Annotated in this window: 13 protein-coding genes; 3 read left to right on the top strand and 10 right to left on the bottom strand. The window is 72.3% G+C overall.

Annotation, left to right across the window (positions count from 1 at the left end):
* Window positions 1-62 precede the first annotated feature (62 nt).
* The 5 genes from OHQ87_RS08530 to OHQ87_RS08510 all read right to left on the bottom strand — a co-directional run bounded on the left by OHQ87_RS08530 (window position 63) and on the right by OHQ87_RS08510 (window position 6,762).
* Window positions 63-1,643: a Na+/H+ antiporter subunit D gene (locus tag OHQ87_RS08530; protein ID WP_328346626.1), complete on the bottom strand. Its 1,581-nt coding sequence runs from the start codon at window positions 1,641-1,643 to the stop codon at window positions 63-65.
* Window positions 1,640-2,140, bottom strand: a complete 501-nt coding sequence (locus OHQ87_RS08525) for a Na(+)/H(+) antiporter subunit C (protein WP_328346624.1) — start codon at window positions 2,138-2,140, stop codon at window positions 1,640-1,642. The genes OHQ87_RS08530 and OHQ87_RS08525 overlap by 4 nt, the downstream gene beginning before the upstream one ends.
* The gene (locus OHQ87_RS08520) at window positions 2,137-4,956 is read right to left on the bottom strand and encodes a Na+/H+ antiporter subunit A (RefSeq protein ID WP_328346623.1); all 2,820 of its coding nucleotides are present in this window, start codon (window positions 4,954-4,956) and stop codon (window positions 2,137-2,139) included. The genes OHQ87_RS08525 and OHQ87_RS08520 overlap by 4 nt, the downstream gene beginning before the upstream one ends.
* 144 nt (window positions 4,957-5,100) lie before the next feature.
* A complete protein-coding gene (locus OHQ87_RS08515; RefSeq protein WP_328346621.1) occupies window positions 5,101-5,580 on the bottom strand; it encodes a potassium transporter TrkA in 480 nt (159 codons plus the stop codon).
* Between the two features lie 240 nt (window positions 5,581-5,820).
* The gene (locus OHQ87_RS08510; protein WP_328346619.1) at window positions 5,821-6,762 is read right to left on the bottom strand and encodes an ion transporter; all 942 of its coding nucleotides are present in this window, start codon (window positions 6,760-6,762) and stop codon (window positions 5,821-5,823) included.
* A gap of 250 nt (window positions 6,763-7,012) precedes the next feature.
* On the opposite strand from OHQ87_RS08510, the gene OHQ87_RS08505 reads away from it, so the two are divergent.
* From OHQ87_RS08505 to OHQ87_RS08495, 3 genes are read left to right on the top strand one after another with little or no spacing between them, the layout of a single operon-like run.
* Window positions 7,013-7,768 (top strand): hypothetical protein, encoded by a 756-nt coding sequence (locus OHQ87_RS08505; protein ID WP_328346617.1) that lies wholly within the window; start codon window positions 7,013-7,015, stop codon window positions 7,766-7,768.
* 38 nt (window positions 7,769-7,806) lie between these two features.
* Window positions 7,807-8,406, top strand: coding sequence for a DUF6529 family protein (locus OHQ87_RS08500; RefSeq protein WP_328346615.1), 600 nt, complete (start codon window positions 7,807-7,809; stop codon window positions 8,404-8,406).
* Window positions 8,407-8,429: 23 nt separating this feature from the next.
* Window positions 8,430-8,963 carry a Rieske (2Fe-2S) protein gene (locus OHQ87_RS08495; RefSeq protein ID WP_328346613.1) on the top strand — a complete coding sequence of 178 codons (534 nt, stop codon included), beginning with the start codon at window positions 8,430-8,432 and terminating at the stop codon, window positions 8,961-8,963.
* Between the two features lie 157 nt (window positions 8,964-9,120).
* Here the strand turns inward: OHQ87_RS08495 and urtE are convergent, their stop codons facing one another.
* From urtE to urtA, 5 genes are all read right to left on the bottom strand, one after another.
* The gene (urtE, locus tag OHQ87_RS08490) at window positions 9,121-9,813 is read right to left on the bottom strand and encodes an urea ABC transporter ATP-binding subunit UrtE (protein ID WP_328346611.1); all 693 of its coding nucleotides are present in this window, start codon (window positions 9,811-9,813) and stop codon (window positions 9,121-9,123) included.
* Window positions 9,813-10,568, bottom strand: a complete 756-nt coding sequence (gene urtD, locus OHQ87_RS08485) for an urea ABC transporter ATP-binding protein UrtD (RefSeq protein WP_328346609.1) — start codon at window positions 10,566-10,568, stop codon at window positions 9,813-9,815. The genes urtE and urtD overlap by 1 nt, the downstream gene beginning before the upstream one ends.
* Window positions 10,565-11,752, bottom strand: coding sequence for an urea ABC transporter permease subunit UrtC (gene urtC / locus OHQ87_RS08480; RefSeq protein ID WP_328346607.1), 1,188 nt, complete (start codon window positions 11,750-11,752; stop codon window positions 10,565-10,567). Before urtC ends, urtD begins: the two co-directional genes overlap by 4 nt.
* Window positions 11,749-12,636, bottom strand: a complete 888-nt coding sequence (gene urtB, locus OHQ87_RS08475) for an urea ABC transporter permease subunit UrtB (protein ID WP_328346605.1) — start codon at window positions 12,634-12,636, stop codon at window positions 11,749-11,751. Before urtB ends, urtC begins: the two co-directional genes overlap by 4 nt.
* Before the next feature lie 63 nt (window positions 12,637-12,699).
* The gene (gene urtA, locus OHQ87_RS08470; RefSeq protein WP_328346603.1) at window positions 12,700-13,944 is read right to left on the bottom strand and encodes an urea ABC transporter substrate-binding protein; all 1,245 of its coding nucleotides are present in this window, start codon (window positions 13,942-13,944) and stop codon (window positions 12,700-12,702) included.
* Window positions 13,945-14,126 lie beyond the last annotated feature (182 nt).

Here is a 14,126-nt window from a genome sequence, read left to right as displayed (position 1 = left end):
CTCCGGCGATGGCGGCTCCCCGGAAGGCTGCGGCGACCTGACCTCGGCGGACTGATCGTGGCTCACGGGGTACCCCCGGGGTAGACGGCCTCGACGTACGGGGTGCGCCGCAGCAGGTCGTCGGCGGCGTCGGAGCTGAGGTCGAACAGCGGCCCGGCCACCACTGTCAACGCCAGCCCGAGCACCACCAGGGCGACCGTCGGCGCGATCATCAGGCGGGGCAGCATCGCGCCCGGGTGGGCGTCACGGTCCGGCCCCCGGTAGGGCTGCTCCACCCCGTCGGTGCGGACGGTGTGCACGCTGTCCTGCGGCTCGGGCATCTCGGGGTGCGGCCGACGCCAGAAAGCCAGGTTCCACACCCGGGCGATGGCGTAGAGGGTGAGCAGGCTGGTCAGCAGCCCGCCCGCGACCAGCACCCAGGCCAGCGGGCCGCCGTCGTCCACCCCGGCCTGGACCAGGCCGAGCTTGCCGAGGAAGCCGGAGAACGGTGGGATTCCGGCCAGGTTCAGCGCGGGGACGAAGAACAGCACGGCGAGCAGCGGCGACAGCCGGGCCAGTCCGCCGAGGCGGTCCAGCGCGGTGCTGCCGCCCCGGCGTTCGACCAGGCCGGCGGCGAGGAAGAGAGTGGTCTGGATGGTGATGTGGTGCACCACGTAGAAGATCGCGGCGGCCAACCCGAGCGACGAGCTGAGCCCCACCCCGAACAGCATGTACCCGATGTGGCTGATCAGGGTGAACGACAGCAGTCGTTTGATGTCCGACTGGGCGACCGCGCCGAGGATGCCGACCAGCATGGTCAGCGCCGCCACCACCAGCAGCAGGTCGGCGGTCCGGCCGCCGGGGAACAGCAGCGTCTCGGTGCGGATGATGGCGTACACGCCGACCTTGGTGAGCAGGCCGGCGAAGACGGCGGTGACCGGCGCGGGCGCGGTCGGGTAGCTGTCGGGCAGCCACGCCGACAGCGGGAAGACCGCCGCCTTGATCCCGAAGGCGAGCAGCAGCATCCCCTGGAGCACCAGCCGCAGGTCGTCCGGCAGCGCGTCGAGCCGGTCGACGAGCTGCGCCAGGTTGAGCGTGCCGGTGGCGGAGTAGACCAACCCGATCGCGACCAGGAAGATCAACGACGACAGCAGGCTGACCACGACGTACGTGGTGCCGGCCCGGATCCGGGTCTCGGTGCTGCCCAGGGTGAGCAGTACGTAGCTGGCGACCAGCAGGATCTCGAAGCCGACGTAGAGGTTGAACAGGTCACCGGAGAGGAAGGCGTTGCACACGCCGGCGGTGAGCACCAGGTAGGTGGGGTGGTAGACGGACAGCGGGGTGTCCTCGTGCCCGTCCGCCATGCCCTGCCCGATGGAGTACACCAGCACGCAGAGGGTGACGGCGGCGGACACCACGAGCATCAGCGCGGCGAGCTGGTCGGCGACGAGCACGATACCCAGCGGCGCGACCCAGCCGCCGACCTCGACCACGAGCGGCCCGTCGATCGAGGCGCGGACCAGCAGGGTGGCGGCCACCGCGACGGTCGCGGTGAGCACCGTGAGGCTGACCCAGCGCTGCGCGCGGGGCCGGCTGACAAGCAGCAGGGTCAGGGCCGCGCCGAGCAGTGGCATCACCACCGGCAGCGGGACGAGGTAGTTCACGCGTCCCGCCCCCGCTCGGCGGCCACCGCCGCGACCGAGGCCGCCGACGGCCGGCGGCTGTCCGGATCGGGCCGGCCATCGGGGTCGGGCTGGTCGTCGGAGTCGGGCTGGTCGGCGTCGTCGGTGCCCGGCCCCTCGTCCCGGTCGGCCAGGTCCATGATCCGGCGGTCCTCCACGTCGTCCTGCACCTCGTCGTGGCCGTTGAGGTGCCAGCTGCGGTACGACAGCGCCAGCAGGAACGCGGTCATGCCGAGGGTGATGACGATGGCGGTGAGCACCATCGCCTGGGGCAGCGGGTCGCTCATCTCCGCCTGGTCGGAGGTGCCGACGATCGGCGGGCCACCGGCCCGGCCGCCGGTGAGCAGCAGCAGGTTGGCCCCGTTGCCGAGCAGGATGACGCCCATCAGCACCCGGGTGAGGCTGCGTTCCAACAGCAGGGTCACCCCGGCGGCGAAGAGCACACCGACCACCACGATGTAGGTGAGGTTGGGGGTCACACCAGCTCCTTGTCCCGTACGTCGTCGCGGGCGTCCTCCTGCTGGCGGTCCATCTCGGCGCCGAGGCTGCGCAGGATGTCCAGCACCAGGCCGACCACGATCAGGTAGACGCCGACGTCGAAGAAGACCGACGAGACGAAGTGGACCTTGCCCAGCAGGGGCAGGTGCAGGTCGAGCACCGCACTCTGCAGGAACTCCCCGCCCAGCGGCATCGCGACCACTCCGGTGCCGACGGCGAGGAAGAGCCCGGCGCCGAGCACCGCGCCGGCGTCGACAGGTGCGGCGGCGTTGAGTTCCCGGCGGCCACCGGCCAGGTAGCGCACGGCCAGGGCCAGGCCGGCGACCAGTCCGGCGGCGAACCCGCCGCCGGGGGCGTTGTGGCCGGAGAAGAGCAGGTAGACGGAGAAGAGCACGATGGCGTGGAAGAGCAGCCGGGTGACCACCTGGAGGATCACCGAGTGCCGGTGCGCCTCGAAGCCGGCGGTCAGCCAGCGGGGCCCGCCGGTCGTCGGCCGGGGGCCGGGGAAGGCGCTGCGCCGGTCCAGGTCCCGGGAGCGGCGGAAGATCAGGCTGGCCACCCCGGTGGCGGCCACCACCAGCACGGCGATCTCCCCCATGGTGTCCCAGGCCCGGATGTCGACCAGGATCACGTTGACCACGTTCTTGCCGCCGCCGTAGGAGACCGCCTCGTCGGGGAACCGGTCGGAGATCGGGGCGGCCAGCCGACCGCTCGCCGCGACCCAGGCCATCCCGGACACGACCGCGCCGACGGCGACCCCGATCGCGATCCGGCCGCGCCGGCTGGCCCGGATCGGCCGCTCGGAGAACTTCACCGGCAACCGGCGCAGCACCAGCACGAACATGACGATGGTGACGGTCTCCACCAGGAACTGGGTCAACGCCAGGTCCGGCGCGCCGTGCAGGACGAACATCAGGGCGGTGCCGTAGCCGGCGACGCCGACCAGGATCATCGCGGTGAGCCGGCGCAACGCGCGGGCGGCCATCACCGCGGCGACGATCACCAGTGCGGCGACGACCGCCTGCAACGGGGTGTCCCAGGCACGGAACTGCCGGGGCCACGGCCCGCCGGTGAGCAATGCTCCGCCCGGCAGCGCCACCAGCACCACCAGGATGATCCCGAGGTAGAACGGCAGCGATCCGCGCTGGGTCGCGCCGGTCAGCTCCACGGCGAGCCGGTCCACCCCGGCGACCACCCGGTCGTAGCCGGCCGCGCCGTCCAGCGGCGTCCGCCGGGTCGCCCGCAGCCGTCCCCGGTGCAGCAGCAGGAACAGCGCGCCGCCGGCGGCCACCGCGAGGGCGGACAACCCCAGGGCCGGGGTCAGGCCGTGCCACAGCGCCAGGTGGTAGCCGGGCCCGGCGGCGGAGAAACCGTCGGCGTACGGGGCGAGCAGCCCGTCGAGCGCCGGGGCGGCGACGCCGACCGCCAGCCCGGCCACGGCGAGCAACGCCGGTGCGGCGAGGAACGACAAGCCCACCGGGTGCGGGTCGGTCGCCGCGACACCGGGCTTGCCGGCGAACGCCCCCCAGAGGAACCGCAGGGTGTACGCCACGGTCAGCGCCGAGCCGGCCACCACCCCGGCCAGCACCAGCAGGTCGGCCGTGCCGCCGTGCTGGAACGCCTCGAAGGCGGCCTCCTTGGCGACGAAGCCGGCCATCGGCGGCAGTCCGGCCATCGACGCGGCGGCCAGCACGGCCACCCCGGCCAGGGCCGGCGCGCGCCGGCCGAGGCCACTGAGTTCGCGTAGGTCCCGGGTGCCGGTGGTGTGGTCGACGATCCCGACGACGAGGAACAGGGTGGCCTTGAACAGGGCGTGTGCCAGCACCATCGCCGCACCGGCCAGGGCGGCGTCCCGGGTGCCGGCGCCCAGGACCACCATCAGCAGCCCGAGCTGGCTGACCGTGCCGTAGGCGAGGAGCAGTTTCAGGTCGGTCTGGCGCAGTGCCACCCAGGCACCGAGGAAGAGGGTGGCCAGGCCGGCGACGAGCAGCACCATCCGCCAGGCGGTGACCCCGGCGACGGCCGGGCCGAGCAGGGCGACCAGGAACACCCCGGCCTTGACCATCGCGGCGGCGTGCAGGTAGGCGCTGACCGGGGTGGGCGCGGCCATCGCGCCGGGCAGCCAGAAGCTGAACGGCACGATCGCCGACTTGCTCAGCGCCCCCAGCAGGATCAGCATCAGCGCGGTGACCAGGTAACCGCCGCCGGGCAGGTCGGTGGCGACGACCGACCACCGGTAGCTGCCGGCGTGCTGGCCGAGCATCACGAAACCGGCAAGCATCGCCAGCCCGCCCAGGGTGGTGACCAGCAACGCCTGCATGGCGGCCCGCCGGCTGGCCCGCTTCGCCGGGTCGTACCCGATCAGCAGGTACGAGAAGACGGTGGTCAGTTCCCAGAACACGTAGAGCAGCAGCAGGTCGTCGGAGACGACCAGGCCGAGCATGGAGCCGGCGAAGGCGACGAAGACCGAGGCGAAGCGACCCAGCCCTGGGTCGTCGGACCGGAAGTAGCGGGCGCTGTACGCCAGCACCAGCGCGCCGACCCCGCCGACGAGCACCACCATCAGCCAGGACAGGGTGCCCATCCGCAGGGCGAGTTCCAGCCCGATCCGGGGTACCCACGGCCAGGTCTCCACCACCGGCTCACCCGCCCGGACCCCACCGGCACGGGTCAGCGCCCAGACCAGCGTGGCCGCCGGGGCCAACGCGACGGCATAGAGCGCGCGGCGTCCGAAACGGCGTACCAGCCCCGGGGCGACCACGGCTGCCAGTGCGTGGACGGCCACCAGGACCAGCACACACCCTCCTCGAAGATCAGTGTCGGGAGCCACCCACCCGTTCGGGGCTGTGCGGGACCGGCGGCGCGGGGACGGACGTCCTCGGGTCGCGCGGCCACCGCAGTGGTGGCGTCACCTGGTTGGTCGGTTTGTCGCAGTGCCCGGTCAGTGGCCGGCGAGCACGTCCACGGCGGTCGTGGTGGCCGATTCCGCACCCGCGACGACCACTTCGTCGCCGGCGAGCAGGACGTAGTCGTCGCCGGGGGTCGGGACGACCCGGCCGGCACGGACCACCGCCAGCAGCGACAACGGTCGGCGGGACAGTGCGGTGTCCCGCCAGCGCCGTCCGTCGCCCACACTTCCGACGGTGACGGGTATTCGGACCACGGTGACGCCGGGGAGTTGGCGTTCCAGCTCGGCGAGGTGGTCGACGGTGACCGCCTGGTTGAGCACCCCGGCGACGGCCTGCGCCTCGGACCGGTCGAGCACCAGCGTGCAGAGCGCGGTGTCGCTGTCCTCCGGGTGGTAGATCACCACGTCGCGCCGCCCACCGGGGTGGGAGATGACGCCGGCCTGTTGGCCGTGCGCGGTGGCGAAGCGCTGGCAGAGTCCGACCCCGGGAATGACCGTACGTTCGAACCGCATGCCGACCTCCCTCGCCCACCATCGCCAGGGGCGTCGGCCGGTAACGGCCGCGCGCCCCTTCATCCCTATCATGATCAGGACCCGAACGCCCACCGCCACCGTTCCACCAGGTGGGAGAGTGGGACGTCAGGCCACCACCGAGGGGCGGTCGGCGGGGCAGCGGACGGCCGGCGACGGATCGGGAAAGCGGTCGGTCAGCGGGCGTCGGTGCGGCCGGCGACGGATCGGGGAAGCGGCCGGTCAGCGGGCGTCGGTGCGGCCGGTGACGGGCCGGTGGCGGCCCGGTGGCTCGTCGCGGTCGATGCGCAGCTCCCGTTCCAACTCGGCGATGACCGCCCGCAGGTCGTCCAGGCGTTGGGTGAGGGCGATCCGGTCCACCTCGTCGGGGATGCCGTCGCCGTCGCCGTCGTAGCCGGGCGCCAGCCGCTCGGTCATCTCCAGCCGGCGGGCCTCCTCCATCGAGTTGACGATGACCGCGATCAGGATGTTCAGCAGCAGGTTGACCGTGATGATCACGTAGCTGACGTAGTAGAGCAGGGTCCACGGCGACAGTGCCAGGCCCTGCTCGACCAGATCCGGCAGGGTCTCCAGGGACAGCAGCACGAACAGGGTGAGCAACGACCGGCCGATGTCGCCGTACTGCTCGGGGTACGCCCGACCGAAGATCAACCACCCGGCCATGCCGTACACGTAGAGGGTCACCATGGCCAGCGCGAGGAACCCGCCGACGCCGGGCAGGCTGCGCCACAGCGCGGCGACGATGGTGCGCAGTCCCGGTGAGAAACGCACCAGCCGCAGCACCCGGGCGACCCGGACGACCCGCAGCAACGCCGAGTCACCGTGCAACCCGGGGAGGAAGATCGCCGCGATCACCACCAGGTCGAACACGTTCCACCCGTGCCGGAGGAAGTCCTGCGGCCGACGCCCGTACGCCAGCACCCGCACGACGATCTCGACGACGAAGGCGACCCGGAAGGCCAGCTCAAGCCAGTGCAGCACCGGCCGGGCCACCCCGAGATCCGGGTACGTCTCCACCCCCAGCACCGCCGCGTTGGCCATGATGAGCACCACGATCGCCGCCTCGAAGGGACGCGACCGGGTGATCCGGGCACACCGCTCGGCCAGGCCGGGCGGGCCGGCAGCCCCGGGGCCGGGGGGCCGCCGTTGTCCGGGTGCGGGCACGCCGGACCCGGTCACCGGGCCGCACAGGGGTACGTAAACACGGCGGCCATGCCCGACACCCTATCGGCCGGCCGGACCGGGACCGGCCGTCACGCCATCCCCCGGGCGGGATGCCCGCACCCGCGGGCCACGACGACGCTGGTGACTCCTGGCGACGAGCCGACCACGCGTCCGTCCGTCCGTGATGATCTCCACGAAAATTGAACGACAGGCGCCCCGACCGCGTACATCCCGGTGAAGGGAGCTGCTCATGAAGCGCATGACCCCGTTGCTCACCCTGCTGACCGGGACCGGCATGGCTGCCGTCCTGTTCGCGATGAGCGCAAAGGCCGCGCCGCGATCGGCCGAACCGCAGGCGGCGACCGCCTCGGTCGCGCCGGAGGCTGCCGCCCCGTCCACCGCACCGCCGGGCGATGCCCCGGCCGAGCCGTCGGCGCCGGGTGACGCCCCGGCGGAGCAGCGGGGACAACCGGGCGCGTCCGCGACGCCCGCCGCGCCGGCGCCCACCAGGGCGGCACCGGTTGCCGGAGCGGATTCCAACTGGACCGGCCGGCTCGACGGCGGCGCGACCATCGCGATCACCGTCACCGACGGCAAGGCCAAGGCGTACGTATGTGACGGCAAGAGCCTGGAGGTGTGGCTCGACGGCACCGCGGCCGACGGTCGGATGAAGCTGACCGGCAAGCAGGGCGCCGTGCTCACCGGCACGTTCGCCAACGGCACAGCCTCCGGTGAGATGGTGGTGGGCCAACGACGGTGGAAGTTCACCGCCAAGCAGACCAAGAAGGCCGACCCGGTGCTCTACCGGGCCACCGCACAGCAGCGCCGGGCCGGCGTCGACGGCGGCTGGATCATGCTGCCGGACGGCAGCCAGATCGGGGTGGTCACCCGGGACGGCACGCCGGTGCCCGCCCCGCCGCTGGACCCGGCGTTCGGCACCACCATCCTCGATGGTCGTACCCTCGACGCGCAGCCGGTGACGGCCGACCCGGATGCCGGTGAGTGATGAACGCCCGCCAGAGGTTCGAGACCGGCGGACGCGACATGGACGACGGACCGTCCGTCCGGGTGCTGCCCGACCGCCCGCCCGTCGTGATCCCCCCCGTCCCGACCGGCGCACCACCGGCCTCGCTCGTCGTACCGCTGCTGATCGGGGCGGCGGTCACGGTCGCGATCGGGGCGTACGCCCGGATGCACGAACCCACCGGGATCGCGGTCAGCGTGGCCGGCTTCTCCAGCCCGATGACGGTCAAGGTCTGGCTGGGCAGCGGCGCGGCGCTGTTCGCCGTGGTGCAGTTGCTCTCCGCGATGGCGATGTGGGGCCGGCTCGGCGGTTTCTCGCCCTCCTGGGCGGGCGCGGCACACCGGTGGAGCGGACGCGTGGCGTTCCTGCTGACCGTTCCGGTGGCGGTGCACTGTCTCTACGCGCTGGGCTTCGCCGACTATGACGCCCGGACCCTGCTGCACTCGCTGTTCGGCTGCCTGTTCTTCGGCGTGTTCACCATGAAGATGCTGGCGCTGCCCAAGCAGGGGCTGGCCGGGTGGGTACTGCCGGTGGCCGGTGGCCTGCTCTTCACCGTCCTGATGGGAATCTGGGTGACCTCCTCGCTGTGGTACTTCACCACGTTCGGGGTCGGCACGTGATCCGGGAGAGGAACGGCACAGCCATGTGCGACGAACGTACGACCGGTTGCCCGTCGCGGCGGACGTTGCTGGCCGGTGCCGGCGGCGCGGGCGTGGCCGCCCTGCTCACCGGGTGCCAGACGTACGGCGAGCCGACCTCCGCACCGGCCGCCTCCGCGCCCGCCGCCTCCGCACCGGCCGCCGGGCCCTCCGGTGGCGGCTCCTCCGCCGCGCCGTCGGCGGGAGGGGCGTCCGGTTCGCCGGCCGCGCCCGGGGCGGCACCGCCCGCGCCCGCCGCCCTGGCCGCGGTGGCGGACATCCCGGTCGGCGGTGGAAAGATCTTCAAGACCGAGGGGGTGGTGGTGACCCAGCCCGCCGCCGGCACCTTCAAGGCGTTCTCGGCGACCTGCACCCACCAGGGTTGCACGGTCACCTCGGTCAAGGACGGCACCATCGTCTGCGGCTGCCACAACAGCGTCTTCGACATCGCCGACGGCGCCGTCCGCAGCGGCCCGGCCCGGCAGCCACTGCCCGCCAAGGCCATCTCCGTGGAGGGCGACGCCGTACGGCTCGCGTGACCACACCCCGGCGGGTCCTCCCGTCGCGATCGAAACGGGCGGGATCCTGGACGCTCACCGTCCGCGGCGAACGGTGAGTGTCCAGGATCCCGCGTCCGTACCGGCACTCCGACCGGTCGGGACCGGGCCGACCGGGATCGGCCGCACCGGCGTCCGCTCAGACCGCGAGCGCCCGGCGGACCGCCTGCTCGGCGCCGCTGCCACCGTCCCCGGTGGCGGTGACCCGCCCGGACTCCAGCACGTAGTGCCGGGTCGCCACCCGCAGCGCGAAGCCGAGGTGCTGCTCCACCAGCAGCACCCGGATGCCGGCCCGGGTGGCCAGCTCGACGATCCGGTCCTGGATCTCGGCGACCACCGAGGGCTGGATGCCCTCGGTGGGTTCGTCGAGCAGCAGCAGCCGGGGCCGGGTGACAAGCGCGCGGGCGATGGCCAACTGCTGGCGCTGGCCGCCGGAGAGCAGCCCGGCCCGCCGCCGCAGCAGGGTCCGCAGCGCCGGGAACAGGTCCAGCGCCTCGGCGGTGGCGGCGGCCCCGTCGCGGCGGCCGTCGGCCACCAGTCGCAGGTTCTCCGCCGCCGTCAGGTGCGGGAAGCACTGCTGCCCCTGCGGCACGTACGCCAGGCCCCGGGCGACCCGCTGGTGCGGGGCGAGCCGGGTGACGTCCTCGCCGTCGAGGGTGACCGTGCCGGTGCGGGGGCGCAGCAGCCCGACGGCGACCCGCAGCAGGGTGCTCTTGCCCGCGCCGTTGTGGCCGAGCACGGCGGCCACTCCGTCGGTGGGGACCGCCACGTCCACCCCGTGCAGCACCTCGCTGCGTCCGTAGCCGGCGTGCACGCCGCGCAACTCCAACATCACGCCTCCGGTGCGGTGTCGACGCCGAGGTAGACCTCCTGCACCCGGGGGTCCGCCTGGACCTGGGCGACGGTGCCCTCGCTGAGCACCCGACCGGCGTGCAGCACGGTCACGCTGCGGGCGAAGCGGCGCAGGAAGTCCATGTCGTGTTCGATGACCACCACGGTGCGGTCCCGGCTGACCGTCTCCAGCAGGGCGCCCGTGGCGTCGCGTTCCTCGTGGCTCATCCCGGCGACCGGCTCGTCGAGCAGCAGCAGCCGGGCGTCGGAGACCAGCAGCATGCCGATCTCCAACCACTGCTTCTGCCCGTGCGCCAGCGCACCGGCCGGTTGGTCGCCCCGGTCGGTCAGCCCGATCGTCTCCAGCGCGGCGGCCACCTCGTCGGGGATCCGGTTGCGCCGGCGGGCCAACGTCCACCAGCTCCGGCTGGCCCCGGCGGCGATGTCGAGGTTCTGCACCACTGTCAGTTCCTCGAAGACCGAGGCGGTCTGGAAGGTGCGGCCGATGCCGAGCCGGGCGATGCGGTGCACGTCCCGGCCGAGCAGTTCCCGGTCACCGAAGCGGGCCGAGCCGGTGGCCCGGACCAGCCCGGTCACGGCGTCGACCACTGTGGTCTTGCCCGCACCGTTGGGGCCGATCAGGAAGCGGATGTCCCCGGGCGGCACGTCGAGGTCGACCCCGTCGACGGCGGTGAACCCGTCGAAGGTGACCCGCAGGTCGCGTACGCACAGGCCGTCGAGCTGTTCGCCGGTCATGCCGCTGACACCTCCGTCCGGGCCTCGGCCGGGTCCGCCGGCCGGGACCGCCGCCACCGCCGCGCGCCGACCGGGTCCGACCGGCGTTGCCGGGCCAGCGCCCACAGCGACGCCAGGCCGCCCGGCAGGAACGCCACCACCAGCACGAACAGCAACCCCTGCAGGTACGTCCAGGTGCCCGGAAAACGTTCCGACAGGGCGGTACGCGCCCAGGCCACCGCGACCGCGCCGAGCACCGGGCCGAGCAGGGTGGCCCGGCCACCCACCGCGACGCCGATGACGAACTCGATGGACGGCACGATCCCGATCAGCGCCGGTGAGATGATCCCCACCGCCGGGACGAAGAGCGCCCCGGCCAGCCCGGCCATCCCGGCGGCGACCACGTAACCGACGAGCTTGACGCCGGCCGGGTCGTAGCCGAGGAAGCGGACCCGCTCCTCGCCGTCGCGGACCGCGACCAGCAGTTCGCCGTAGCGGCTGCGGATGAGCTGCCGGGCCAGCGCCAGCAACGCGAGCAGGCTGGCGGCGATGACGAAGTAGACCATCCGTTGGTTGACCGGGTCGTCCAGGTCGTACCCGAAGAAGCCCTGGATGTCGGTGAGGCCGTTGGTGCCGCCGGTGGTGCCCTGCTGGCCGACCAGCAGGATCACCATCGCGGCGGCGAGCGCCTGGCTGAGGATGGCGAAGTAGGCGCCGCGTACCCGGCGGCGGAAGACCAGCGAGCCGAGGCCGAACGCGACAGCCATCGGCAGCAGCACGGTGGCCGGCAGGGCGACCCAGGGGCTGGCGAACGGCCGCCACCACAGCGGTAGCTCGTCGAGCTGGCCGTAGAGCTGCATGAAGTCGGGCAGCTGGCCGGGGCCGGCGTCGGCGAGCTTGAGGTGCATGGCCATCGCGTAGCCGCCCAGGCCGAAGAACACCCCCTGGCCGAGGGTGAGCATGCCGCCCCGGCCCCAGGCGATGCCGATGCCGACCGCGACCATCGCGACGCAGAGGTACTTGGCCAGCAGCGACAGCCGGAAGTCCGACAGGGCCAGCGGGGCGACGGCGAACAGCAGCGCCGCACCGAGGGCGAACCCGACGGCGGTCCGCGCCGGGCCGTCGAACCGCCGGCCCCGCCGGCCGCCCGGAGGTGTTGCGGCCACGCTGGCGGGATCGGTGCCGACCAGCGGCGCGGCGCTCATGCGAGGCTCCTGGTACGCAGGGTGAACAGCCCCTGGGGCCGCCACTGGAGGAACGCCACGATCGCCACGAAGACGATCACCTTGGCGACGCTGAGGGTGGTGAGGTACTCGCCGGTGGCCTGGAGCACGCCCAGCGCGAAGGCGACTATCACGCTGCCCTTGAGCTGGCCGATGCCGCCGACCACGACGACCAGGAAGGCGTCGATGATGAGGTTGGTGCCCATCGTCGGGCCGATCGGCCCGAGCAGGGTCAGCGCGACCCCGGCGACGCCGGCCAGCCCGGAGCCGATGAAGAAGGTGGTCCGGTCGACCCGGGCGGTGGGGATGCCGGAGACGGCGGCGAGGTCGCGGTTCTGCACCACCGCGCGGATCCGCCGCCCGAGCGGGGTGAGGCGCAGGGCCAGGGTCAGCGCCAGCACTGCGGCCAGCGCGAGCGCGAGGATGAACAGCCGGTTGTTGGCGACGGTGAGCCCGCCGGGCAGAGCCACGTTGCCGGTCAGCAGCGCCGGGGCCCGGGTCTGCACGTTGGGGCTGCCGAAGACGTCCCGGGCCAGTTGCTGGAGCATCAGCGAGACGCCCCAGGTGACCAGCAGGGTGTCCAGCGGACGGGCGTAGAGGCGGCGGATCAGCAGCACCTCCAGCAGCACGCCCATGGTGCCGGCCACCGCGAAGGCGACAGGCAGTGCCACCAGCAGCGACCAGCCGGCGGCGGTCACGGTCTGCTGGAGGACGTAGGTGGTGTAGGCGCCGGCCATGATGAACTCGCCGTGCGCCATGTTGATCACGTTCATCTGGCCGAAGGTCAGCGCCAGGCCGAGGGCGACGAGCAGCAGCACCGCGCCGATGCTGATGCCGGTGAAGAGCTGGCCGAAGAGGACTGTCACGTTCGCGCTCCGATGTGGTGGGTCGGCCCGGGCGGGGGTGCCTCCCGCCCGGGCCGGGATCGGTCAGCTCAGGCCGCTCGCCCAGGGGTAGCTCTTCAGGTACGGGTCCGGCGTGATCGGCTTGCCGGAGTTCCACACCTCGGTGATCAGCCCGTCGCCACCGACCTTGCCGATCCGGGCGGTCTTGGCGATGTGCTGGGTGGGGCCGTCCACGGTGACCAGGCCCTCCGGGGCGTCGTAGGTGATGCCGCCGGAGGCGGTCCGGACCTTCTCCACATCGAAGGAGCCGGCCTTGGTGACCATCGCCTTCCACAGGTGCACCGCGACGTAGGCGGCCTCCATCGGGTCGCTTGTCGGCTTGTCCGCGCCGAACTTCGCCTTGTAGGCGGCGACGAACTTCTGGTTGGCCGCGCCGGGGGTGGTCTGGTAGTAGTTCCAGGCGGTCAGCTGGTCGGCGAGGTACTGGGTGCCGATCCCCTTGACCTCCTCCTCGGCGATCGACACCGACACCACGGGCATGCGCGCGGCGGTCAGCCCGGCGGAGGTGTACTCCTTGAAGAACGCCACGTTGCTGTCGCCGTTGAGGGTGTTGAACACCGCGTCGGCCTTCGACGAGCGGACCTTGTTGACGATGGTGCCGAACTCGGTGGAGCCGAGCGGGGCGTAGTCCTCGCCGAGCACCGTCATCCCGTTCGCCGCCGCGTACGCCTTGATGATCTTGTTGGCGGTACGCGGGAAGACGTAGTCGCTACCCACCAGGTAGACCGACTTCTTGCCCTGCGCCTTGAGGTAGTCCAGGCCCGGCACGATCTGCTGGTTGGTGGTGGCACCGGTGTAGAAGATGTAGGGCGACTGCTCCAGCCCCTCGTACTGCACCGGGTAGAACAGCAGCGCCTTGTTCTTCTCGAAGACCGGCTTGACCGCCTTGCGGCTGGCCGAGGTCCAGCAACCGAAGACGGCGGCGACCCGGTCCTGGGAGATCAGCTTCTCGGCCTTCTCGGCGAAGGTGGGCCAGTCCGAGGCGCCGTCCTCACCGACCGGCACGATCTTCTTGCCCAGCACACCACCGGCGGCGTTGATCTCCTCGACGGCCAGCATGATGGAGTCCCGTACGGTGACCTCACTGATGGCCATCGTGCCGGAGAGCGAGTTGAGCAGACCGACCTTGACGGTATCGCCGGATACGTCGGCGCTGACACCGGCGGTGGCCTTCCCATCGGAGGTCTTACTGCCACAACCCGCGAGGGCGGCCGCGGCGATCAGGGTCATGGCGCCCGCCAGAATGCGGCGGCCCCGGAACTGTGACATTCATTCTCCCTGCGGAGCGATGTTCGCCGAATGATATCCGTGCCGACCCGCACTGGCCGGCAGGTATTGCTGTCGATGATTGGCAGGCGGTGCGGTAGTACTACTCGTCGGCGGTGCCCCCGGGCGACGGGTGGGACGTCGCCACGGCGATCCGCAGTGGACTTACGGGCAGGGAAAGACTC

It is taken from the genome of Micromonospora sp. NBC_00421 (assembly GCF_036017915.1).
GTDB lineage: Bacteria > Actinomycetota > Actinomycetes > Mycobacteriales > Micromonosporaceae > Micromonospora.
This window is presented reverse-complemented; position numbering and strand designations above follow the sequence as displayed.